The organism is Pseudoduganella sp. R-43, from assembly GCF_049913255.1.
Taxonomy (GTDB): Bacteria; Pseudomonadota; Gammaproteobacteria; order Burkholderiales; family Burkholderiaceae_D; genus Rugamonas.
This window is the reverse complement of record NZ_CP183988.1, coordinates 2,773,981-2,797,310: the sequence shown is the minus strand read 5'-3', so window position 1 is coordinate 2,797,310 and position 23,330 is coordinate 2,773,981. Positions and strand designations below refer to the sequence as shown.

General features: G+C 65.3%; 21 protein-coding genes. 3 read left to right on the top strand and 18 right to left on the bottom strand.

Translation table 11 applies throughout. The features are described 5' to 3' along the window. Positions 1 to 23 precede the first annotated feature (23 nt). Positions 24 to 2,918: a CheR family methyltransferase gene (locus ACN9M3_RS12850; protein ID WP_426322883.1), complete on the bottom strand. Its 2,895-nt coding sequence runs from the start codon at positions 2,916 to 2,918 to the stop codon at positions 24 to 26. Between the two features lie 98 nt (positions 2,919 to 3,016). Between ACN9M3_RS12850 and ACN9M3_RS12845 the strand changes: the two genes are divergently transcribed. Both ACN9M3_RS12845 and ACN9M3_RS12840 read left to right on the top strand, forming a co-directional pair. Further along, a complete protein-coding gene (locus ACN9M3_RS12845) occupies positions 3,017 to 4,333 on the top strand; it encodes a M16 family metallopeptidase (protein ID WP_426322881.1) in 1,317 nt (438 codons plus the stop codon). A gap of 3 nt (positions 4,334 to 4,336) precedes the next feature. Further along, positions 4,337 to 5,719, top strand: coding sequence for a M16 family metallopeptidase (locus ACN9M3_RS12840; protein WP_426322879.1), 1,383 nt, complete (start codon positions 4,337 to 4,339; stop codon positions 5,717 to 5,719). 85 nt (positions 5,720 to 5,804) lie between these two features. Here the strand turns inward: ACN9M3_RS12840 and ACN9M3_RS12835 are convergent, their stop codons facing one another. From ACN9M3_RS12835 to ACN9M3_RS12770, 14 genes are all read right to left on the bottom strand, one after another. After that, complete coding sequence (locus ACN9M3_RS12835; RefSeq protein ID WP_426322877.1) at positions 5,805 to 6,920, bottom strand: hypothetical protein; 1,116 nt, start codon at positions 6,918 to 6,920, stop codon at positions 5,805 to 5,807. After that, entirely contained in the window at positions 6,917 to 7,627 is a 711-nt protein-coding gene (locus ACN9M3_RS12830; RefSeq protein WP_426171219.1) for an outer membrane lipoprotein-sorting protein, read from the bottom strand. Before ACN9M3_RS12830 ends, ACN9M3_RS12835 begins: the two co-directional genes overlap by 4 nt. 3 nt (positions 7,628 to 7,630) lie before the next feature. Beyond that, entirely contained in the window at positions 7,631 to 8,860 is a 1,230-nt protein-coding gene (locus ACN9M3_RS12825; RefSeq protein ID WP_426322875.1) for an ABC transporter permease, read from the bottom strand. Then, positions 8,857 to 9,531 carry an ABC transporter ATP-binding protein gene (locus ACN9M3_RS12820; RefSeq protein ID WP_426322873.1) on the bottom strand — a complete coding sequence of 225 codons (675 nt, stop codon included), beginning with the start codon at positions 9,529 to 9,531 and terminating at the stop codon, positions 8,857 to 8,859. Before ACN9M3_RS12820 ends, ACN9M3_RS12825 begins: the two co-directional genes overlap by 4 nt. Beyond that, on the bottom strand, positions 9,531 to 9,974 hold the full coding sequence (locus ACN9M3_RS12815) for a DUF2141 domain-containing protein (protein ID WP_426323744.1): 444 nt from the start codon (positions 9,972 to 9,974) through the stop codon (positions 9,531 to 9,533). The genes ACN9M3_RS12820 and ACN9M3_RS12815 overlap by 1 nt, the downstream gene beginning before the upstream one ends. Before the next feature lie 23 nt (positions 9,975 to 9,997). Beyond that, complete coding sequence (locus ACN9M3_RS12810; RefSeq protein WP_426322871.1) at positions 9,998 to 11,107, bottom strand: ABC transporter permease; 1,110 nt, start codon at positions 11,105 to 11,107, stop codon at positions 9,998 to 10,000. After that, a complete protein-coding gene (locus ACN9M3_RS12805) occupies positions 11,104 to 13,428 on the bottom strand; it encodes an ATP-binding cassette domain-containing protein (protein ID WP_426322869.1) in 2,325 nt (774 codons plus the stop codon). The genes ACN9M3_RS12810 and ACN9M3_RS12805 overlap by 4 nt, the downstream gene beginning before the upstream one ends. After that, the gene (locus tag ACN9M3_RS12800; RefSeq protein ID WP_426322867.1) at positions 13,425 to 14,291 is read right to left on the bottom strand and encodes a SagB/ThcOx family dehydrogenase; all 867 of its coding nucleotides are present in this window, start codon (positions 14,289 to 14,291) and stop codon (positions 13,425 to 13,427) included. Before ACN9M3_RS12800 ends, ACN9M3_RS12805 begins: the two co-directional genes overlap by 4 nt. Next, on the bottom strand, positions 14,288 to 15,616 hold the full coding sequence (locus ACN9M3_RS12795; protein ID WP_426322865.1) for a YcaO-like family protein: 1,329 nt from the start codon (positions 15,614 to 15,616) through the stop codon (positions 14,288 to 14,290). The genes ACN9M3_RS12800 and ACN9M3_RS12795 overlap by 4 nt, the downstream gene beginning before the upstream one ends. 3 nt (positions 15,617 to 15,619) lie before the next feature. Continuing rightward, complete coding sequence (locus ACN9M3_RS12790) at positions 15,620 to 16,594, bottom strand: TOMM precursor leader peptide-binding protein (protein ID WP_426322863.1); 975 nt, start codon at positions 16,592 to 16,594, stop codon at positions 15,620 to 15,622. 82 nt (positions 16,595 to 16,676) lie between these two features. Beyond that, positions 16,677 to 16,814: a hypothetical protein gene (locus ACN9M3_RS12785; RefSeq protein ID WP_154668206.1), complete on the bottom strand. Its 138-nt coding sequence runs from the start codon at positions 16,812 to 16,814 to the stop codon at positions 16,677 to 16,679. Between the two features lie 156 nt (positions 16,815 to 16,970). After that, positions 16,971 to 17,834, bottom strand: a complete 864-nt coding sequence (locus ACN9M3_RS12780) for a class I SAM-dependent methyltransferase (protein WP_426171208.1) — start codon at positions 17,832 to 17,834, stop codon at positions 16,971 to 16,973. Between the two features lie 5 nt (positions 17,835 to 17,839). Continuing rightward, positions 17,840 to 18,199 carry a hypothetical protein gene (locus ACN9M3_RS12775; protein ID WP_426322860.1) on the bottom strand — a complete coding sequence of 120 codons (360 nt, stop codon included), beginning with the start codon at positions 18,197 to 18,199 and terminating at the stop codon, positions 17,840 to 17,842. Positions 18,200 to 18,266: 67 nt separating this feature from the next. Then, the gene (locus ACN9M3_RS12770; protein WP_426171205.1) at positions 18,267 to 18,404 is read right to left on the bottom strand and encodes a hypothetical protein; all 138 of its coding nucleotides are present in this window, start codon (positions 18,402 to 18,404) and stop codon (positions 18,267 to 18,269) included. Positions 18,405 to 18,578: 174 nt separating this feature from the next. Between ACN9M3_RS12770 and ACN9M3_RS12765 the strand changes: the two genes are divergently transcribed. Beyond that, positions 18,579 to 18,764, top strand: a complete 186-nt coding sequence (locus ACN9M3_RS12765) for a hypothetical protein (protein WP_426171203.1) — start codon at positions 18,579 to 18,581, stop codon at positions 18,762 to 18,764. A 152-nt stretch (positions 18,765 to 18,916) separates the two neighbouring features. Here the strand turns inward: ACN9M3_RS12765 and ACN9M3_RS12760 are convergent, their stop codons facing one another. Genes ACN9M3_RS12760 through ACN9M3_RS12750 form a run of 3 tightly spaced genes read right to left on the bottom strand, consistent with a single transcriptional unit; the run spans position 18,917 to position 23,313 of the window. Continuing rightward, positions 18,917 to 20,794, bottom strand: coding sequence for an ATP-binding protein (locus tag ACN9M3_RS12760; protein WP_426322857.1), 1,878 nt, complete (start codon positions 20,792 to 20,794; stop codon positions 18,917 to 18,919). After that, complete coding sequence (locus ACN9M3_RS12755) at positions 20,794 to 21,390, bottom strand: YfiR family protein (RefSeq protein ID WP_426171199.1); 597 nt, start codon at positions 21,388 to 21,390, stop codon at positions 20,794 to 20,796. The genes ACN9M3_RS12760 and ACN9M3_RS12755 overlap by 1 nt, the downstream gene beginning before the upstream one ends. A gap of 24 nt (positions 21,391 to 21,414) precedes the next feature. Then, complete coding sequence (locus ACN9M3_RS12750; protein ID WP_426322855.1) at positions 21,415 to 23,313, bottom strand: TonB-dependent receptor plug domain-containing protein; 1,899 nt, start codon at positions 23,311 to 23,313, stop codon at positions 21,415 to 21,417. Positions 23,314 to 23,330 lie beyond the last annotated feature (17 nt).

The following is a 23,330-nucleotide window of genomic DNA, read 5'->3' as shown; positions in this document are numbered from 1 at the left end:
TTGCCAGGGGGAGTTATAGATGGCTATATGCTACCCGATGGCGCGGCCGTGCGCTCATCGAGATCGATGATGCAGCCAGTCCATTTGCGCACATCGCCCTGCTCGTCCAGCAAAGGGTTGGCCAGCACGCTGGCCCGGCTCCAGCCGCCGGCATCTTCCAGCCGGACTTCGGCTTCGCGGCTGCTGCAAGTACGCACGGCCTCGCGCCACATGGCCTGGGCGCGGGCACGGTCATCGGGATGGATAGCCGCGAGCCAGGCTTCGCTGTCCTTGCCACTGGCATCGGCTTCCCAGCACACTTTGGCGATCCCGCGCAGCAGGTCGCGCATCCGGGTTTCGCTGGCGCGCAAGGCGGCCTGCGAACGGGCACGCTCGAATTCAACACCGATGCGGGCCACCGCCTCGGAAAACAAGGCAACGTCCGTCGCGCTCCATTCGCGCGCAGCCGCCTGGCAGGCAAGGAAGAAGCCCAGCCACTGCTCGCCCTTGCGGCAGGCGGTCGCCAGCAAGGCGCCGCGCCCCCCGGCCAGTTCGGCCAGGCCGCCGGCGCTGGCGCGCGACAGGTCCGCCTCCACCGCTGTCTCGCCAGCGCGCCAGCAGGCCAGTGCCTGCTGGCCCAGGTCCTCCACCTCGCCTTCGCCGTGCAGCGCTGGCACGCCGGCCGCGTGGCCCGGCAGCACGGCATAGCGACCGGACTGGATCCTGGCGAAGGCCAGCTGCGGCACCGCTAGCCGTTCGCCCAGCAAGCGGCAGCCCAGCGCCAGCACCTGCATCGGGTCCGACTGGGGACGCAGGATGTCGCCCAACTGCAGCAGGAATTCCTGGTCGCTGGCCAGGGCGCGCGCCACATCCTCCGCCGCGCGGCGGAGGCTGATGTCGAAGAAAGTCATTACTGCGCCGGCGATGACGTCTTCCCCGGTGCGGTAAGGCCGCATCCGCACAATGTAGTGATTGCCGTCGGTCGCGGCCACTTCCCGCTCCAGCGGCTGCAGGCTGCCAAAAGTGGCGGCCACGTCCTCCTTGAGCTGGGGATAATCGAGGCGATTCGTAATGTCCAGCAGGCTGCGCCCCACGTCGCGTGGGATCAGGTTGAAGATGCCGGCAGCGCGCGGGGTAAAGCGCTTGACCGTCAGGTCGGGGCCGACAAAGATGGTGGCCAGGTCGACCGAAGCGATCAGGTTGGCCAGGTCGTCGTGGGCCCGGCCGCTATCGTCAAGCCGCGCCTTGAGCTCGGCGTTGACGGTGGATAGCTCCTCGTTGTGCGACTGCAGTTCTTCGCAGCCGCTTTCCGCTAGCGAAAGCCGGTCGCGCAACTCGTCCAGCGACAGATGCAGCGGAAGCGCGGCGCCGGCGCCATTTGGCACGTGAGCAAAGCTGACGCGGTGCTGCAAAGGCGGTAACGGCGGTTCGACAGCGGCAAGCACCTCGCCGCCTGGTTCCGTCACCGGCGCGAGCTTCTTGATGACGCGCGCGCGGTATATCCGGTGCGTGCGGTCAAGCGGTGAAAACAGTTCCGGCACGCCCCCCTCCGTTTCGGCACTGCCGAGAAAGAGCATGCCGCCGCGGCCCAGGCTCAAGTGGAAACGCTGCAGCACATGCCTCTGCATCGCGCGGTCGAGATAGATCATGAAGTTGCGGCAGCTCACCAGGTCAAGGTCGGAAAACGGCGGATCGCGCAGCAGGTTATGGCTGGCGAAAGTGATCAGTTCGCGCAAGGGCTGGCGCACGCGGTATTGCTTGCCGGAGCGTACAAAATAGCGCTCCAGGCTCTCCTGCGGCACCTCGTCCTGGATCGTTGCCGGATACAGGCCGGCACGCGCCACACCCAGCGCCTGTTCATCGATATCGGAAGCAAAAATGTGGATGCGCGGCGGATCGCTCATATTGCGCGCCGCGTCAGCCAGCAGCATGGCCAAGGAATACGCCTCCTGTCCGGTCGAACAGGCAGCAGCCCAGGCCCGGAACTCGCCTTTGGTGCGCGCCTCCAGCACGGCCGGCTGCACCGTCTCGCGCAACTTCTCAAATGCCTGCCGGTCGCGGAAGAAACCGGTCACGCCAATCAGCAGGTCTTTCATCAGCCTGCGCGCTTCGTCGCCATCATTGGCCATCAGCGTGCGATAGGCCGCCACATTGTGCACCCCATGCAGATGCAGGTGCCGTTCCAGGCGGCGCTGGATGGTCGGCCGCTTGTAATGGCGGAAATCGTGCCCGGTGTGCCGGTGCACCATCTCCAGCACTTCCTGCAAGGCTTGCGCCTCGGCTTCCGCTTCCGTGCCGTCGCCAACCAGTACGGGGCTGGCAGCGGCATTGCACAGCATTAGCAGGCGCGCCGCGATATCGTTGGCCGGCAGGATGATGTCGGCCTGGCTGGCCTTGATGGCCGCCTGCGGCAAGGTGCCGAACTGCGCGTCCTGCGGCAACTGGACGATGGTGCTGCCGCCCTGCTCGCGCAAGGCCGCCAGCCCGCCGCAACCGTCGTCCCCCATGCCCGACAGCAGCACACCAACAGCGCGCTGGCGGTGCGACAAGGCCAATGAATGGAAAAAATAATCGATGGCGCCCAGCGTCGTATGCCCGGCGTTGGCTTCATCGATGAAAAGGTAGCGGTCTTCCACCTTCAGCAGCGTGCCGGGCGCAATGACGTAGATGTGGTTGACCAGCACTTCGGTCGGGTGCTGCGTCACCTGCGACACCGGCAGCTTGCTGAAGCGCTGCAAGGCTTCGGCGCACTGGCTCGGATGGTCCGGCAACAGATGCATGATGACCACGATGGAAAAACCCGGTTGCGCCGGCAGGCCTGGGAGCAAACGTTCCAGCGCCGCCAAGCCGCCCGCCGACGCACCAATCCCGACTAGCGGAAAGGTTACGCTGGCCATGCCCATCTCAGCCTTCAGTGTATTCGGCGCATTCATCGGCATCTCAGCTCCTGGCCCATTCTAGCCCTTCCTGAAAAAATGGCATTTCCCCTATGGATCTAGTACTCTTTCGGCAACTCTGTCATGAAAAGGAAACCCAGATGAGGTTGAAAATGCTGGCAACGGTGCTGGCCTGCGCGGCCGCCTCGCACGCCCAGGCCGCACTGACGGCCGACCAGGTCAAGACCTTCACGCTCAAGAACGGCATGAAGTTCATCGTGCTGGAAAGCTCGAGCATTCCGAATGCGACCATGTACACCTACTTCAAGGTCGGCTCGCGCAATGAAGCGCCGGGCATTACCGGCCTGTCGCACTTCTTCGAGCACATGATGTTCAACGGCTCGAAGCACTACGGGCCGAAGATGTTCGACCGCACCATGGAAGCCAATGGCGGCTCCAACAACGCCTATACCAATAGCGATGTGACGGTGTACCAGGACTGGTTCCCCGCCTCTTCGCTGGAGACCATCTTCAAGCTGGAAGGCGACCGCATTGGCCACCTCTCGATCGATCCGAAGATGGTGGACAGCGAACGTGGTGTCGTACTGTCCGAGCGCAGCACCGGCCTGGAAAACTCCAATGTGCAGATGCTGATGCAAGACCTGGACAGCGTCGCCTTCGTGGCCCACCCCTATGCGATTCCCACCATCGGCTGGGAATCGGATATCAAGGCCTGGACCCAGAAGGACCTGGAGAACTACTTCCGCACCTACTATGCGCCGAACAATGCGGTGTCCGTGATCGTCGGCGACGTGAAGGCGGACGAAGTGAAAAAGCTGGCCACCAAATACCTGGGCAGCATTCCGCAACGCGCAGCGCCGCCCGCCGTGCGCACCGTGGAGCCGGAACAGAAAGGCGAACGCCGCCTGTTTGTCGCCAAGCCGTCCGCGACTTCGGCCAACCTGATCGTGGCCTACAAAGTGCCGCAGCGGGCTTCCGCCGACACCTACGCGCTGGACCTGCTGCAATCCGTGCTCACCGAAGGCAAGACGTCGCGCCTGTACAAAGCCCTGGTGGAAACCCAGCTGGCAACCAGCGTCGGCGCCAACAGCAGCGACGGATTCGATCCCGGCCTGCTGTACATCATGACAGTGGCCGCCGCCGGCGTCGAACCGTCCAGGATCGAGAAGGCGATGCTGGAAGCGATCGACAAGGTCGTGAAGGAAGGCGTGAGCGAGGAAGAACTGCAAAAGGTGAAGAATTCCCGCCTGCTGGGCATCTACCGCCTGCAGGAAACCATCAACGGCAAAGCGCAGTTGCTGGGCAATTACGAAGTCTTCAACGGCGACTACAGGAAAGCCTTCAACGCCCCTGCCGCCTACGAAAAGTTGACGACCGCCGACATCCAGGCCGCCGCGGCCAAGTACCTTAAGAAATCGCAGCGCACCATCGGCGTGCTGGCCGCGAAGGAGGACTGATTGATGAAGAAACTGATTTCCATCGCGCTCACCGGCGCAATTGCCGCCTCCGCACAAGGCGCCGAATTCAAGCTGCCCGCGTTTGAAACCGCCAGGCTGCCAAACGGCCTGACCGTCTACCTGATGGAACGCCACGACGTGCCGCTGGTCGCCGTGCGCGCCGTGGTGAAAGCTGGCGCCGTCAACGACGGCACGCAGGCCGGCCTGGCCAACCTGACCGGCGACGGCGTGCTGCTCGGCTCCGCCAGGCATGGCAAGGCCGAAATCGACCAGGCCTTCGACTTCCGCGGCGCCGTCCTGGCAGGTGGCGGCAGCGTCGAGCAATCGACCATCGCCGCCAACTTCGCCCGCAAAGACACCGATACCCTGCTGCCGCTGTTCGCAGAACTGGTGCAGGAGCCAAGCTTCGATGCCGCGGAACTGGACAAGCTGCGTGCGCGCAAGGTCGACGGCTTGAAACAGGCCAAGGAAAGCCCGCGCATGGTGGCCGGCAACTACTACCGCGCCATGCTGTTCGGTCATGCGCCCTACGCCAATCCCCCCTCGGGCACAGTCAACAGCCTGGCGGGGTTGAAGCAGGACGACGTGAAAGCCTTCCACAAGCGCTACTTCCGCCCGGACAACGCAGCGCTGGTGGTGGTCGGCGATTTCGATCCGGCAGAGATGCGCAGGAAAGTCGAAACACTGTTCGGCCAATGGAAAGCCGAAGGCCCCGCCCCGCAACACGCCGATTACGGAGCGGTGAAAGCGGACAAGGCACGCGTCTGGGTGGTGAACAAGTCCGATGCGATCGAGACCACGTTCCTGATCGGCGGCGCCGGCATTGCGCGCAACGACCCCGACTACGTGCCGCTGCAAGTGCTGAACACCGTGCTGGGCGGCCGTTTCACTTCATGGCTCAACGACGAACTGCGCGTGAACTCCGGGCTGACCTACGGCGCCAATTCCGGCTTCAACACGCTGTCGCAAACCGGGACGTTCTCGATCTCCAGCTTCACCGCACTGCCGACGACGGAAGCCGCGCTGGACCTGGCGCTGAAAACCTACGACCGTTTGTGGAGCAAAGGCATCGACAAGGCGACGCTGGATTCCGCCAAGGCCTACGTGAAAGGCCAGTTCCCGCCGCGCTATGAGACCAGCGAACAGCTGGCATCGCTGCTCGGCGACATGTATGCCAACGACGTAGGCCGCAGCCAGATCGACAACTTCATGAAAGACGTCGACAGCCTGACGCCCGAGCGCGCCAGGCAATTGATAGACAAACATTTCCCGCACAAGAACCTGCAGATGGTACTGATAGGCAAAGCATCCGAGATCGGCAAGATCGCCGCCAAATACGGCGAGGTCAGCAACCTCGACATCACCGCCGACGGCTTCCAACCATAATAAAAGTCGGGGTCAGGTCTGGCAATCCGCCACAAAACGCACGTTCGTGCGTTTTGTGGCGGATTGCCAGACCTGACCCCGACTTTCAAAATGCATGGCGTAACCGTAGTGCCAGCGTTTCCTTTACCGGCGAGAGCGCTCGCTCGCTGCCGTTCTTTCCTTGCTGGCGCATCGCTGACAACATCAGGTGCGTGCGTGCGCTGAAGGCATAGTCGACCTGGCTGTGCCACACCCTGCTGCTGTCATCCAGTCCCAGGTACATTCCACCGCCGGCATCCCAGGCGCCTGCTGCTTTCGATATCGTGAGGCTGGCGTAGTGCTGCCTTGCGCCCTGGCTGGGCAGGCGGCTCGCCAGTGTTGCCAGCACATAGGGCGGCAGGCTTGATTGCGCTTGCTGTTGGAGTACTTTGAATTCGCCGTCCGGCATGCCCCGGCCATTGTAGGCGTATTCAAGTTGCAGCTTCGGCAGGGCCGCGGGTGTCAGCACCAGGCCTGCGGTGGCGCGGGTGTAGCGGGCCGCACCGCCGGCGCGGTAGGCGGAGGCGTACCAGGACAGGGCATCGGCGGGCGCAGCACTGAAGGTGGCGCCTATGCCGGCATGTTCGTCATGTGCGCGGCGCAGCACCATGCCGGCGCTGATGGCGTCGAATTCGTAGCCGAATTTGAGGATGGTTTGCACGCGGCCGCCTGCTTCGCGGGCGTGCAGGGCCGATGCACTGGCGCGCGCGCCGCTCCAGGAGAGGACGGCCATCGGGATGCCTTCGGAATTGCCGAGCGTGTCCAGCGGGTCGCTCAGGTCCGTGCGCTTTTGCAGGAAGCCTAGCGGCTGGTTGATGTACGAGGGATCCAGTGCATACAGGCGTTTGCCGAGCGAGAGCGATGCGCCTGCGCCAAGGTCGAGCACGCGGTTCAGTTCCTGCAGCACTGCTTTGCCGCGCATGCCATCGCGCTCCGTATGCAGCGCCTCGGTGCGCAGGCGCCATGTGAAGTCCTGCTGGCGCCCCTCGAATAATGCGACGGCTCGCGTGCCGCTGCCTGCAATGCCGAGGAAGTTGTCGCGATTCAGCGGCGTGTTCTGCAAGATCGTGCGCTCTTGCGCACCCAGAACGAAGCCGCCGGTCCAGTCTTCGCCGGCCGAGGCGTCGCCTGGAGCGGCGGCAGCGACGGCCGCCGCCAGCGGCAGGCATTGCAGGCGCTTCATTGCTCCAGCGTGCGCGGGTTGAACATATTGGCGGGGAATTCAGCCGCCCTCACCTTTTCAAACACCACCCTCGTCTCCCCGCCGGGCTGTTGCGGGTCGGCATAGCGCGTGGTCGGCGGCAGGCCGCCATGCGCTGCATCGAAAGTGGCGATCTTCAGCAGCTTGCCGCTGGCGACGTAGAGCATTGCCTTGAGCGGCACATAACGCCCGTCCTGCCTTGCGGCCAGCAGCTTGATCCTGGCATAGGTGGCGGCTTCGTTGCGGCTGCGCAGTTCGAGCGCGATGCAGGACTTCGCCGGGCAACCCTCGGTCTCGCCTTCCAGCACGGTAGCGTCGTAATCATGGCTGAAGCGGATGCGCGACAGGTCGCCGATATTTGCCTTGCCGAGCAGTGTTTGCAAGGGGGTCAGGCGAATGGCGCGCCGCGTACGTGGCGCATAGAAAAACAGTCCGCTGTCCGTAGTCAGGAACTTCTGGCCCCGCTGGTCGACGCTGGTCGCTTCCACCAGCACCTGGTTGTAATTGGCGCCCCGGATCACATAGGTGCCTGGCTCCTGGCCGTCGCCGGCTTCGATGCGCACGTTCGCTTCAAAGCTGTTGACGGGCATCCGGTACTGGTCTACCTGTTGCAGGATTTCGGTGGCGCCCGGCGGCGATGCTTGTGCCGCACCGGCGTACACCATCAGGATCAGGAATCGTTTCAGCATGGTCTAGTTGGAAGTCAGGATGGCTTTCACCGGCATGCGGCCGATGCGGCGACTGGTCAGCCAGGCTGCCGCCATCGCAAGCAGCGGCAATACCAGCACGATCACCAGGCTTGGCTGGAACAGCCATAGCAGGTGCAGGGGCACGCCGACGTTGCGGCCGGGCGGCGGCGCCAGTTCGATGGCGGCGGCGTTGATCGCCAACGTGGCAAGCCATGCAGCCGTGCCGCCGGCCAGAGCGCCGAAGGCGCCTTGCAGCAGGCCTTCGAACATGAACAGGCGGCGCACCATCGCTTGCGGAATGCCCATTGCGCGCAGCGTGCCGATCTCCTTGCCGCGCTCATAGATGGTGGCCAGGGTCATCGCTGCCACGCCAAGGAAGACGATCAGGCCGATGATGGCGCCGAAGACGATGAACTGGTTGCGGAACAGGGCCATCACCTGCGGATAGAGCGGCGCCAGTTCCTGCCAGCGCTGAAGGCGTACCTTGCCGCCGATTGCCTGTGCGATGGCGGCCGATTGCGCATCGGCGATGGCCGTGTCCTGGTAGAGCACGGAGAGGTGGGAGATCTTCCTGGTGCGCAGCAGCTCCTGCGCGGTCTCGATCGGAATCTGCAGCGCATACAGGTCGCGCTCCGGAATGCCTGTGGCGAGCAGGCCCGCGACTTCGACATCCATCGCGTTCACACTGCCCTGCACCGTCGTGGTCATCAGCGTCAACGATTGTCCGGGGCGAACGCCGAGGCGGCGCGCCATTTCCCGGCCGACCAGGACCTGGTAGCGCCCCTCGTCGCCGGCGCGCAGCGGTGCGCCTTGCGCCAGCAACTGGAAAGTGCCGAATGCCTGCAGTTCGCGCACCGGGTCCACCCCCTGGGCTTCGAAGGTGAGCGTGCGCGGTCCGTTCGATACCAGGCCGCTGAATTGCAGGCGCGGGGCGACGCGCCGGACGCCGTCCATTTTCGCCAGGAGCGTCTCGATGCGGCTACGCTCGGCACCGTCCAGCCCATACTGGAGCTGCTGTTCCACGTAACCGTCAGCAGGCGGGAGCGCGCTGACCTGGGCATGCCCCAGGCCGCCGCGAATAGTACTTTCGCGCAGGCCATCGAGCGAGGCGGCGATGTAGGCGGCGAACAGCAGCAAGGCCAGGGTACCGATGGCGATGGTCCCGCCGAGCAGCAGCGAGCGGCGCCCGTTGCGCAGCACGTTGCGATGGGCCAGCACCAGCCATTGTGTCATGCCGTCACCTTGCCGTCTTCCAGGCGCAGCACCTGGCCGGCCATATCCATCACGCGCTGGTCGTGGGTGGCGATGATGAAGGTCGTGCCGAGGTCGCGGTGGAGGCGATCGACCAGCTCCAGCATCTGTTCCGCGGTCTTGCTGTCCAGGTTCCCGGTGGGTTCGTCGGCAATCACCAGCTTGGGGCGATTGACCAGGGCGCGCGCAATGGCAACGCGTTGCTGCTGGCCGCCGGACAGTTGTCCCGGGGTGTGGCCGAGGCGGTGCTCCATGCCGACCAGGGACAGGGCTTCGGCTGCCGCCTTGCGCCGTTCCCGCTTTGGCAAGGCGCACGTGGCCAGCGCCAGTTCCACATTCTCCTGCGCAGTCAGGGTGCCGACCAGGTTGAAGTTCTGGAAGACGAAGCCGAGCTTGCGGTTGCGGAAAGTGTCCAGTTCGTGGTCCGGCAAGGCGTCCAGCGCGGCGCCGTCAAGGTGGATGCTGCCGCTGTCCGGCTGTTCGAAGCGCGCCAGCATGCCGAGCAAGGTAGTCTTGCCGCTGCCGGAGGGGCCGGCAATGGCCACGACCGAAGGCCCGCCTATCTGGAAGGAAACGCTGTCCAGCGCGGCGATCCTTTCTTCGCCGCGCCGGTAATGCTTGCTGACCTGCCTGACGTCGACAATGGGCGCCATCAATACACCATGTCCAATGCAATGTCGTTGGCGCCGGACTTGATGTCGATGCGGGCGTCGTCGAAGGCCGGCGGGCCGTAATGGCCGCGCGCGTTGCGGGAGAAGCCCCAGCCTTCCAGCGGCATGCCGTTGGCCGACTTGTCCAGCTTTCCGTTGGCATTTTCATCGTGGTAGACCATCACGGCGTAGCTGCCGGGCGCCACGCCGGGGAATCTCAGCACATTGCCTGCGATGGCTGGCTCCACTGCGAAGTACTGGCAGGTCTTCAGGAAGGAATCCTTGTTGCAGATGGCGCCCATCAACGCGCCCTTCTGCCCTGCGACGCCGCCCAGGGTCACGTTCACCGTTGCCGTGCCGGAGGCCGAGGGCTGGCGGTTGCCGAAGGCATAGGCGGCAGCGGCAGCGGCCAGTGCCAGCACGCCGGCGATCATCAGGATATTCATCTTCTTCAATCCAGGACTCCTTCTCAGTGCAGGTCACGCGGCGTCCAGCCGAAGCGGCGCACAGCCAGCAGCAGGCAGGCGCACATCATTGCGGCCAGTACCACGATGCTGTAGGCGTCGCCCTTCCAGCTCATGCTTCCGGTCAGCGCGCGCCGGATGCTGGCCATCATCGCATTCAGCGGCAGGAATTCGAGTGCGTCGCGCAGCAACGGCGGCAAGCCGCCCAGCGGGATCATGAGGTTTCCGGAAAAAAGCAGCGGGAAGTACAGCAGGTTGCTGGCCATGGTCACGCCCGCCACGCTGCGGCTCGCTGCGGCCAGCAAGAGTCCCAATGCCAGGAAGGCGGCGCAGCCCAGGACCAGCATGCCGCCAGCTGCCGCGATGCCGGCGGGACCGGCATTCAGCTTCACGCCATAGACAGCCCAGGCCACGGCAAACATGGTGGCACTGGCCAGGACGATGATGACGAGGCGCGACAGGCACCAGGCCAGCACCACCACGCCTGTCGGCATCGGGAACAGCTGGTAGAGGCGGAACATGCCGCCTTCGCGGGCGGCGACCAGCGGCCCGGCGAATCCCATCAGGCTGGTGGACAGGATGACCAGGCCGGCCAGTCCGCTGACCAGGAACAGGCGGTAGTCCAGTGCGCCGGCGGCCGGCGCCGGCGGCGGTGGCATCACGACGCGCGGTTCGTCCTGCAGGCCGGCCAGGTTGTAGCCGTCGCTGAAGCCGCGCAGCATGCCGTAACTGGCTTCCAGCGTAGGGCCGGCGGCGAGCGAGGTTTCGAGCTTCATCTCGGTGCTTTGGCCCGCGCGCACGGCTTCGGCGAAACCGGCGGGGATGGTGAGCTCCAGGTCGGGCTTTACCGTGCGGGATGGCGCGACCACGCGGAATTCAACGCTGTTTTGCAGGCGCAGGCCGCGCGACAGCTCGCTGGCGTAACTTGTGCTTTCCGTGCTGCGGTCCATGTCATGGATGACCAGCGTGACGGGACCCAGCTTCGCCTCTTGCCCGAACAGCGCCATCTGCATCATCAGCATCAGCAAGGGAAAGGCAAAGGTCCAGAATAAGGCCAGCCGGCCGCGCAGGAAGAGCGCCAGGTCGGCGCGCACCAGGTGCAGCAGGTTTTTCATGCGGTTCCACCTTTGGTGAGGTCGGCCAGGAAGTCTTCGATGGTCGAAGCTTCGAGACTGAAATTGGCGATGCCTTGCTGCTCGATGAAGCGGCGGAATCCCGCGTCGAAGCCTTGCGCGCCCTGGAGCAGCCAGCCGCCCTGCATTGCTTCAGCGCGCAGCAGCGCTGGCAGCGCGTGCATGGATTGTTCCGCCTCGCCGGGCAATGCCTGGCCGATGCGGGCCTTGAAGCGGCCGACGCGGCGCGCCTGCAGTTCGTCCAGGGTGCCGCCGTCGACCAGTTCCCCCCTTTCCATGCAGAGGATGCGGTCCATGCCGAGCAGGTCGGCGGGGACGTGGGAGATCTGCAGCACGGTGGTCGGCATGCCGGCCAACAGCTCGCGCAAGGCGCGGGCATGCCATTCGTCGAGGCCGAGCGATGGTTCGTCGAGTATTGCCAGTTCCGGTACGTGGGATAGCGCGAGCCACAGCATGACGCGCTGCTTCTGGCCGCGCGAGAGTTGCTGCCAGAGTTTGCCGCGCAGTTCGTCCATGCCGAGGGCACGGGTCACCGCCGATTCCGTGCGGGCGTAGATCGTTTCGTGCAGCGACATGACTTCGCTGACGCGCATCTGGCCCGGCAGGTCGGCGCTTTGCAGCAGGCCGCCCAGCTTCTGCCTTGCCCTGGCGTCGCGCGGATCGCCGATGGCCAGCTGGATCTGGCCGCTGTCGGGCGCGCGCAGGCCGAGCAGGGTCTCCAGCAGAATGGTCTTGCCGCTGCCATTGGGGCCGACGATGGCGACACGCTCGCCCTTGCGCAGGGCCAGGTCGCCTGGTTTCAACCTGAAGCCGGACGGGAGCTGCAACGTGATGCCCAGCGCTTCGAGGGCGATGGCGGCGGGCTCGCGCGCATGCGCGGTCGCGGAAGGCGCCGGTTCGGGTATCGACGGTGCGATGGCCACGACTTCGTCGCCGGGATCGATGCCGTTATCGAGCAGCATTTCGCGCGCGTGGGCGCGGTACAGCGGGTGCTGCATCGCTTGCCGCAACATGCCGGCGCCGCGGTCGCGATCACCGCCGTAATTGGGCGGTGCATGCAACAGCAGCGAAGCATGATGAATCAGCAGGTCCGGGTCGCCGGCGATCAATTCCTGCGCTTTGCCGAAGGCGTGCAAGGCGTTCTGCCCTGCCGTCGCGACCTTGATGATGTTGGGTTGGGCCAGCAGGATGGCGAGGATGGCGCGCACGCCCCGCCACAGCCACTGGCGGCCCGCCGGGAGGATATCGGCAGCCTTGAGCAGCGCGTCAATGCTTGCCTCCTGCTCGGCCGGCAGCTTGGCGCCGCCGTGGACCTGGAGCAACGCCTGGTTCAGGCGCGCGCTGAGCAAGGCGTCCAGCAGCACGGGCTGGGTGAATACCGCTTCCGCCTCAAGCAAAGCAATGCCGGCCGACAGGTCTTCGGCGCGCTTGCTGTTCCACGCGGAGAAAATCGCTTGCTGCACTTGGGCAGTGGTGTCGTTCCCCGGCCGCTGTACGGCCTGAACATGCGCGGCGGGAATCGCCAGGCCGCTGGCCTGTTCCACCAGCCCGGCGATCTGTGCGTCGCTGGCGGCGCGCGCGACGGCACGGAACAGCGAAACAATCGCCGCCGCACCGCCACGGGCACAGACAGCATCCAGCAGGTCGGCGCCGAGGCGGCAGGCAGCACGGTAGGCGTCTATGCCGGCACCTGTCGACGCAGCGAACATGGCATCGCCGTCGCGCGAGAGCATGCTGCGCAATGGCGGGGCAAGTTCCGGCCGCTGCGGCAGCGGCGTGGCGCCGCCGAACCGGTTGGCAAACAGTTGCGCCAGTCCCTCGTCGAGCAGGCGCACGCCGCACGTCAGGAAGCAATGCGCGACTTCATGGAACACCACCGCGCGCAGGCCATCGGAATAGCCTTCAGTTTGCGTGGAGAGGCGCACCATGGCCAGCCCCGGCAAGCTCTCCATCGTCAAGTGCATGTCGCGCTCCGACGGCACGCATTGCAGCAGGATGCATGGCGGCGGCAGGCCGAGAAAAGCGGCACAGGCTGCAGCCGCCTCGTCGAAATTGCGCAGCAGCGCAGGCGGCGGTTCGTGCTCGCCCAGCGCATAAACGCTGCCGCAAGCACGCCAGGCGCGCCGCCCGGCCAGGATGTCCTGCAGGACCGGATAGGCATGGAAGCGCCCGCGCAGCGCGAACAGGCGTTCCAGCGCATCCCCTGCGCCATCCCGATCGCCAGCCGTGGCCAAGCGCAGCACGGCACCTGCCGCATCGCGCAGCCACAACTCACTATCCTGCCAACCCGGCGCGTCGTTCATTCGTCCTCGCTGGCGGCAGGTGCAAGCGGCGCTTCGCGGCCGAGCAGCATGACGGAAGCCACGGTTTCCGTCACGCCATCGATATCAAGCAAGGCCGCCAGCTCGTCGTCATAATAGGCTCCGTAGACCAGGGAGCCCAGCCCCAGCCCTTGCGCGGCCAGGCACAGGTTCTGCGAAGCGTGGCCGGCTTCCAGCAGCGACATGCGATAGCCGCGCGCGCCGTACTTGGCGGTCGCGCGCTGCGGCACGCTGGTCATCACGCACACCACCGGCGCCTGGACGCCCGACCCGCCCGACTCGCCCGACTTCACTTCCGTGCTGCCGAAGGCGTCGCCCTGCTGCGGTTTCAAAACGCGCAGCAAGTGGTTGCGCGCATCGTAATGCGCGATGCAAGGCTCGATGCCCTCTACCTGGTTAAGGAAGAAATAGAACTCGGTCGGGTACAGGCCGCCCGGCGACGGATAGGAGCGGAACGCCAGCTTGACATGCGGCGCGATATCGCTCTTGGCCATGCGGCGCACGCGCAGCGAATGGTGCAACAGGCTGGAAAGCTCCTGCAGCGTCATGGCGCCGGCAAAGGCGCGCGCGCTCTTGCGCTGCGCCAAGGCCTGCGCCAGTTCGCCCAGCGCCAGCACCGGTTCCGGCAATTCAATCGCCGGGCAGGACGGATAGGCGTTATAGCCCGCCGCGCCGCGCGCGATATACGCCGGATGGCGCAGGAAGCGCACAATGTTCTTCACCTGACCCATCAGGGTGGCGCGGTGGAACTTGGTCTGCTCATGCAGGATCTCGGCCGGGTCGTCGATGTCGAACTGGCCCGCCATGGCCTGCGGCGGCAGCAATTCCTGGAGTGTCTTGGTCATGGGAACGGATGCGGTTCGAGGTTAGGTTCAGGCACGCCCGGCAAGCCCCAGTGTGCAGCGATGGCGCGCAGGCGGCGCTCATCGCGGCTCACCAGGCCGTCGCCGAACAGCAGCGGATGCAGGCCGGGAATGAAGGCGCGCAGCACGCAGAAGCCAAGGCTGGCCACGTCGGCGGAAGTCACGTCCACCGCCAGCGCGCGCAGGCCCATGACCTTCAGCCGTGCCAGCAAGTCGCCCATGCCGGCCAGTTGGCGCAGCGCGGGGGCGTCGGAAGAAACCGTGGCCTCGCTGGTGAACAGGAAGTCCATCGCCCCCTGGCGCGAACGATCCAGGAAAAAGGCGAAATGGTCGCCCGGGTTGCGGATCGCGCCCTGCTCCGGCAGCGGCGTGCCCGCCGCCAGGATGGAGCTGCCCCACACATAGCCGTGGAAGGCTTCCACCACGGCCTTGTTGATGGCCGTGGCGACGTCGAGGTGGGCGCTGGCGCCGAGCGACATGGTGCCGTCGTTGCGGCTACGCGCCAGGCACAGCACCACCGGCATGCCGACATCGGTCGTGATGTCCCACAGATGCACGTCCAGGCTGGGGTGCGCCAGCTGGCGGCGCACGCCGGGCAGCAGGCGTTCCATGGTGGACGGGGCCACCAGCAGCTTGCGCGGCGCATGCTTCATCTGCCACATGGCAGCAAAGGCGTCGCGCTCGATCACTTCCGCCAGGCCGCTCAGCAAGGCCCTGCCTTCGTCCATGCCCGTTGCCAGGCCGGTGGACGAGGATTGCATCACGATCTCGCGCTTGTCCTTGACCTGCATGCCGAGGTAGACCATCTGCGCCGGCACATAGGCCTCGCGCGCAGGGTCCATCAGGTCGGCAGCCGGCGCCCAGGCGCGCACCACCGACGTGTCGTCGGCCGCGAATTCGAAGCCCTCGCCATATTGCTCCGGCGCGAAGAGGATGAACTGGCCAGGGCCGACCGCCGCGTCGCCCAGGGAATCCTGCGAGGCATACAGCAACTGGTCGTCGAAATGCGCGGCCGCCGCATAGCGCTCCACCGCTTCGCCAAACGCCGCCCACATGGCCGAGGTGCGATCGAACGCAGCGCCCGAACCGGCCAGGCTGGCGCGATCGGTGTTCGGGTTGTTCGCCTTGCCGCGCGCCGGGTCGACCATCATGCTCTTGATGTCGACCATCAAGGCATTAAAGACGAACAGGCCGCGTGCATCGGGGTGCTCGGTTTCTTCCAGCAGCGACGTGATGATGCCGTGGCGGCGATGCACCAGGGCGTCGTGCACCAGGGCCAGCTGGCCCGCATCGGACAGGCGCTCCATGGCTCAGGCCCGACGGCGCAACAGCGCCTGCTGGAATACGCTGCCTACCGGACGCTCGGTGCTGGCGGTGCCGCACACCTGGCAACGCGGCAAGCGCAGCACGCGCGAACGCACGATCTCGCCGCTTGCGCTGTCGATTTCGCTGAACACGCTTTGCTGCAGGCCTTCCAGCGTGCCGGCCAGGAACTGCAGCGCCAGGCGCGACGCCTCGGCCACGCCGAACTGGACGGCAAGGCGGCTTGGCAGCGCGTGGTACAGGATGTTCTCCGACTGGCTGCGCATGTCGAATTCCGCCACGAACTTGCGGGTCGAACGCACGCGGTGGAAATAGCATTCGTAGCAGCCGGTGGCTTTCGGCAGCACCAGGGGGCCGCAATGCACGGTGTTCCAGTCGATGCCGACGAACAGCGCCGGCCAGCCGGCAGCAACGGCCGTGGCATTCATGGCGCGGAACAGCGCGATGTCGTCGAAATCGGACGCCACCAGCAGCAGCGCGCGGCGTTCGCCCTTGTCCGGCAAGGGGCCGTCGCGCACCACGCGCTCCACCTGCACGCCGAGTTCGGTCAGCGAAGCGGCCAGCGCATCGGCGCAGGAGCCGGTGCCTGCCAGCGCCAGCACCCAGTTGGACTTGTCGTAGTGCGGGCGCTGTGCCGGGCCGGACATGCCGTCCTGCTCGCGGCGGTGCTGCAGGTGGTGGAAGGTGGCATCGCCGCCGCTGCGTCCGTTCTGCTTCAGCAGCACGCGCGCCTCGACCAGGGCGTTGACCGCCGCTTCCACCGCCTCGGGCGGGAAGCTCTCGGCGCGGTCGTCGAGCAGCTTTTTCAGCGTGACGCCTTGCGCGGCGTCGGCCAGGATGCTTTTCAGGATGCCGACCCGGTCTTCCACCGTGAAGCGGCGCCCGACGACGGAAATGGCAATCTTGTCTTCGCCCAGCGTGGTCACTTCGGCCAGCGGCGAGATGTACAGGGACTCACTCATTCTCTTAACCAATCTCAGAAAAAAGGCGTGGCACCGGCGCCGGCTGCACGAGGCAACGACGCCGGTGTCGGGACTTAACCGTTTAGCAGCAGCAAGAGCAGGAGCAGGTGCAGCAGGAGACGCTCACGTCGGCCAGGGCGCCGCTCATGTCGTCCATCAGGTATTCCGGCTCGGTGGAGTCGGTGATCTGGATGTGGGTGGTTTCAATCAGAATGGTCATTTCTCTGCTTCCTTTTGAGTTTTTAAGAGAATGGCCGCACCATATGCGAAACCAGCATAAGCAAATGCGGATTCCGCATCGGGCACGACCGCTCCGGAAGGTAGCATGAAACTAAACTACATCTAGTAGAAGAAACATTCCAAAAATATTAACTTTTTAGTTGCTAGCGAGCATTAAATGCGTGCCGCCGCCGAGGCGCAAATTGTCCCCGCGCCCAGCAAAATAGCGGCTTTCCAGGGCATCGCGCCCAAAATCTTGCACTGCGGAAAATCCCAAATCGCGCAGGCGCGCGCACAGTCCGGCAGGATCAAAATACGACAGCCAGGGCTCGCCCTGCTCGGCATAACGGCGCGCGAAGTACTCGACGCCGGCCCGCTCGAGCGTATCGAGCAGCTCCGGCTTGATGCCGTAATCGAACACGATGCCGCTGCCGCAAGGCAGGCTGGCGACCAAACCCAGGGTGTCGAATATGGCCTGTTCGGTCAGGTAGAGGGTGACGCCGAGCCAGGAGAAAAACACGGGCCGGTCCAGGCGGCAGCCGGCCGCACGCAGCGCATCGGCCAGCGCATCGCGTTCGAAATCGACCGGCACGAAACGCAGGCTGTCCGGCACGGTGATGCTGCTGGCCGCCAGCAGCTTGCGCTTCCACGCCTGGGTTGCAGGGTGGTCCACTTCGAACACCTGCAGCGCCGCGTCATGCTGGCGGCGGCAGGCGAAGGTATCCAGGCCCGCGCCCAGCACCACGTATTGCCGCACGCCGGCAGCAGCGGCGCGCGCCAGTTCATCTTCGGCAAAGCGGCTGCGCACGGCCATGGCAGCGCGCAGGATGCGGCTGAAGCCGGCGTCGTAGACGCGCGCATTGGACTGCACTTGCACGCAGTCTTCCGGCCCCAGCACCGGCAGCGCCAGCGGGTCGTCGAAAATGGCCGGCGTGTCCAGCAGCTGGTGGGCTGCGCGCAAGCGCGCCACCATCAGCGCGCTGCGGCTGGGCTGGCCTTCGCTGAGCAGGTGGCTGGACATGGGGCTTACATGCCCTGCGCTTCGATATCGGCCAGCGACTCGCGGCCTTTTTCAGTGATGGCAAAACCGTCGTCGGTCGCCACGATGTGCGACTTCTTGCCCAGGAATAGGGCTACGTCCTTGTCCGCCACCGCACCGGGCGCCACGGCCAGCGCACGCAAGGCCATCACGCAGCGGCGCAGGAACAGCTGCTGGCGGCCGGCATCGGTCAGGATGATGGCCCCGCTGCGCTCGAATTTGATGAACTTGATGCCGGACAGGCGCTTGCTGTTGCGCCCGACGCAAGCGCTGGGCTTGCCCTTGATGCCGCGGGCAATCTCTTCCAGCGCGTTGAATTCGTCGGTGCTCAGTTTTTCGTTTTTCATTGCTCGTATTCCATGATGGTGCCTTTGCAACCCATCATGGTACGCGCCTGCACCGGAGGCGGCAAGCTTACTTGAGCGCGCGCAGCGCCAGCCATGCCAGCGCCAGCCCCGTCACGGCAGTCGCACAGACCAGCGCCTGGAGACGGCGGCTGTGCAGGTCAATACGGCGTTTGAGGTAGATCTTGTTGTGCAGGGAATTGCCCATCGCGGCCTCCGACGAAGAAAAAGCGTGTGTCGATGACCTATTATAGATAGCGGATCGTGACGCTTTCGTGACAGCGCAAAATATATTCTCAGCGCACAACACTTATTTCCTTTTAGCAAGCAAGCGACAGCAGGTGTGGGGCGCTGGTAGCATCGGCAACAAGGAGGATCCAGCATGGAACAGCCAGCAAAATCGCAGCCTGAAAAAGGCCGCCATTTCATTGAAGAAGCCGACATTGGCAGCGGCGAGAAAACGCCGGGCGAACAGGATACCGACGAGCAGATTCGCCAGATTCCTCCCCTGCCCGACGCGGGGGTCAAGCCTGCATCGGGGGCGGCTTCGGCACCGGCTCCTCGATAGGCGGCTCGGCCGGCCGTGGCAGGTCGTCCGGCGGCGGATCTTTTTCCGGCTCGGGCGGAGGGGATTCCGGGTCGGGTGTGATATGCGCTCGCATGGCATTACTCCTCGATTAACGTTGCCTGTCAAAGCAGATCGGGCGTTTTCGCCGGATATCAAGGGCCAGCGTGAGCCAGGATTTCCTGGAGCTGGTCAATACTGACCGGCTTCACCAGGTGATGGTGGAAGCCGGCCTCGAACGCTTGCTGGCGGTCCTTCTGCTGCCCCCAGCCCGTCACCGCCACCAGCACCGTATGGCGCAGGGCCGGCAGGCGCTTCAGCGCCCGCGCCAGGTCATAGCCATTCAGCTCCGGCAAGCCGATGTCGAGGAAGGCGAATTCCGGGGCGAACGCTTCGGCGGCCGCCAGCGCCTGCTTGCCGTCGTGCGAGATATGCACCTGGTGGCCCATCGACCGCAACAAGCCGCCGATGCCGTTGACGAAGTCGACATTGTCGTCGGCCAGCAGGATGCGGTGCAGGCGCGCATCGGACGGCAAGGCATGCGCCGCGGGCGTTGCGGCATGGCCGTCGGCCAGCGCCGGCAGCGTGACGATGAAGGTGCTGCCCTGCCCTTCGCCGGCGCTGTCGGCGCGGATGCTGCCGCCATGCAGCTCCACCAGCTTCCGCGCCAACGACAGGCCGACACCCAGGCCCGCCGTGCTGCGCTCGAGCGAGGAGTCGGCCTGGATGAACATCTCGAAAATTGCGTGCAGCATCGCCGACGAAATGCCGATGCCGTTGTCGCGCACGCGCAGCTCGACCTGGCCCGCGTGCGCCTCGGCTTCCAGCGCGATACTGCCGCCGCGCGCGGTGTATTTGGCGGCGTTATGCAGCAGGTTGGATATCACCTGCGCCAGGCGCGTGGCATCGCCGACCAGGTAGACCGCCTGCTCCGGGACCTGCACATGCAGGGTATGTCCCTGCGCAGCAATGAAAGGCCGCGCCAGTTCCAGCGCATCGTTCACCACGTCCTGCAGCATGAGCTGCTCGCGGCGGATGGCCAGCTTGCCGGTGTTGATGCGCGAGACGTCCAGCAGGTCGTCCACCAGCCGCACCATCTGCTTCAACTGGCGCTCCATGATGGAGCGGGCGCGTTCGCAGGCCACCTGGTCGCTGGCATTGATGCGCATGATGTCGAGGCCGGTGCGGATCGGCGCCAGCGGGTTGCGCAGCTCGTGCGCCAGCGTGGCGAGGAACTCGTCCTTGCGGCGATCAGCCAGCAGCAGCGCGCGCTCCGCGCCCTGGCGCACGGTCATTTCGTGCTCCAGCGTGAGGTTGGCATCCTGCAGCGCATTGGCCCGGCGTGCGATTTCGGCCAGCATGTCATTGAAGGCGTCGACCAGCGTGCCGATCTCGCCGCTGGCACGTTCGCCGACGCGCAGCGAATAATCGCGGCGCTGCATCACCGCGCGCGCCACGTCGGTCATGGCCAGCAGCGGGCGCGTGATGGCCTGCTGCAGCCGATGCGCGACGACGGCCGCCAGCAGCAGGCTGCCCAGCATCACGCCCAGCAGGATCAGGGCATAGCTTTGCACACGGTCGAGCAGGCGGTAGGAGGCGCTCAGGTACACCGTGCCGATGCGTTCACCTTCCTCGACGATCGGGTGGGTCACCACCATGTGCCCGCCTTCGATGGAATAGCCGAGCGGGCCGGGCTTCTGCGGCAGGGCCGATATTTCCGACCGCGCATGCACATAGGATGCGAACAAGGCGCCATTGGCGGCATAGATCGCGCCGGCCTCGATCTGCGGCCGCACGCGCAGCAGCCCCAGGTTCTGGCGCGCCGCACGCGGATCGTTGAAAGAGAGCGCCGGCGCCGAGGCCGTGGCCACCAGTTCGGCCTGCGTGGTCAGGTCATCGATCCAGCCTTGCTGGAAGCTTTGCAGGTCGTACACCAGCATGGTCACCGTGGTCACCACCAGCGCGACAAAAGTCGTGGCCAGTGCCGTCAGGATCAGCTTGATGCGAACTGATCCTGCCGCCCTGGTGATCATTACTGCCCGCCTTTCTGCACGTAATAGGCGACCGACAACAAGCGTGAACTGAGTCGTACATTGCAGCGTTCGGCCGCCGGCAGCGAGACTTCAAATCGCACGCGCTCGTCAACCAGGCGGAAATTGATGACACTCCCACTTTGCAAGCCATCTTCCTGCTCGGTGACCGTGACGGTGCCGTTCTTTTCCGCCGCGCGCAGCGCCGCTTCTGGCAGGCTGGCATCGCTGCCGACGAACAGCAGGTTCAGGCCGCCCAGCGCATCGCCCTCGCTCAGCTTGCGCACGCTGATGCTGCGGTTGCCGACGCTGCGGCCGCTGCTGATCTGCGCCAGTTGCGCCGCCACCTCGTCCGCCCCCAGCACGCCCACCACCAGCGTCGGCCCGGGATCGGATGGAAACTCCATATAGCCCAGGAATTTATACAGGAAAGCAGCCTTGACGCTGCGCTCGAGCACCGGCGTCGCGCCGTTCTGCTGGGAGCCGACCGCCAGGCAGCTGAAGGCGAACAGCATCAGCGCCAGCGCCAGCAGGCGGTTGCGCCAACTGCCGGCCGCCAGCGGCGGCGCGGCCCATAAAGTAAGGCTTGCGCTTACCATTTCCTTAGTATCGCATCGTCAATTTCAGGACCGCCCGCCGTTCGAACACATTGCGGCCGGGGTAGCCGCCCCACTCGCCATGCCGTGCATGCAGCAGGTTCTGTCCGGCGAGCGCGACGTCAATATGCTGGCTTTCCAGACCAGGTTCGTATCCAGCTCATGATACGACGGAACATGGGGTTTAGGCATGCTGCCGTTGTAACGTAATGTCCAGTCGAACTGGATGCGTTCGCCAATTTCGTGGGAAGAACGCAACTGCCAGTAGCTGTGCGGGTCGTTGATCAGGATGCCGATGCTGCTGGCGTCCTTGCTGCCTGGCTTGAGCCTGGTGTCGATGTCCTGCACCACCAAGCCGGCATTCAGGCGCCAGCGCAGCATCGGTTGCCAGCGCGCCCACAGTTCGATGCCGCGCGTGCGCCCTTCGGCCAGGTTGCGGAATTCGAAGATGCCGCGGTAAGGTTCGGCCGTGGCGTTCGGCTCCAGGGTGCGCAGCTTGTCGTAATCGGCGTACCAGGCCGTGGCCGAGTATGACCAGTTCTGCCCCGGCTGCGCCCGGTAGCCCAGTTCCAGCACCTTGGCCACCTCCGATTCGAACTCGGGGCTGGCGCCGACTGCGAAACGCGGCACGCCGCCGATCATGACCGGCGTGGGCGGCTGCACGAAGTCGCGGTCGGCGCGCGCCGGCGCCCGTACCGTGCGCGACAGCGCGCCCCAGACCGTTTGCCTGGCATCCGGGCTCCACGCGAGGCGCAGCGTGGGCAGCACTTCGGAGCCTGTGTAGGTGTTGTGCTCCACCTTCACGCCGGCGGTGGCGCGCAGGTTCGGCGACAACGCCGCCTCGTCCTGTGCGAACAGGTTCCCCCAATGCATATTGCGCTCGTAGGGCCAGAAGCCGAAGTTCGGCCCGGGCGTATTGTCGTCGCGCGAATGGCGATAGCCGCCGCCCCACGACAGCTTGTGGAGGCCGAAGCGCACGTCGTGCTGGCCTTCCAGCTCCACCGTATCGAGCCGGTCGACGTAGGCGTTGGGCTGGTTGCGTTCCGTGTGGTCCAGCACGAGCTGCAGGCGCAGCGCACTGTCTTCGGCCAGCTGGCGCATGTAGCGCGCCACCAGGTTGGCGCCGGACAGGCGGATATCGCGCGTGCCGAGCTGGCCCAGGTTGGCCTGGTAGGCGTCGCCCGACACGGCGAAGCTGCCTTGCTCCAGTCCCCAGTCGGCGCGGAAGCCGGCCTGGCGGCGCTGCATGCCGGTGTAGGTATTGAGGCCGGTTTCGGTCTCGGTGTCTTCGGAAGCCATGGCTTGCGCGTAGGCGCGGTAGTAGCCATTGTGCGGCAGGCGCCCGCCGAAGCGCAGGCTGGCGTCGCCCTCCCCACTCGACGCGGCGACCGACAGCAGCGTGCCCTGGCTGTCCTTCGCACTGCGCGTGATGATGTTGATCACGCCGTTGACGGCGTTCACGCCCCAGATGGTGGCGCCGGGGCCGCTGATCACCTCAATGCGTTCGATGTCTTCCATGACCACCGACTGGGCGTCCCAGAACACGGCGGAGAAGAATGGCGAGTAGACGCTGCGGCCGTCGATCAGCACCAGCAGCTTGTTGGCGAACGCGCCGTTGAAACCGCGCGCGCTGATCGCATAGTTGCGCGCGTCGATGCGCGCCACTTGCAGGTTTGGCGCCAGGCGCAGTGCTTCCGGCAGCGAGCGCACGCCGCTGCGGCGGATATCGGTGGCGCTGATGACGAACAGTGAAGCGGCGGCCTTGCTTAGCCTTTCTTCCTGCCGCGAGACCGAGGTGACCACAATTTCATTCAGTTGTTCCAGCGTGAGGTCGGCGATGTCGCCATCGGCCAGGCCCGTAGCGCGCGCGCCGGGCGCCAGGGACAGTACGGCCAGCAACAGCAAGGGAGTGGGATTCCTGTACATGGCGAAGAGGAAAATTG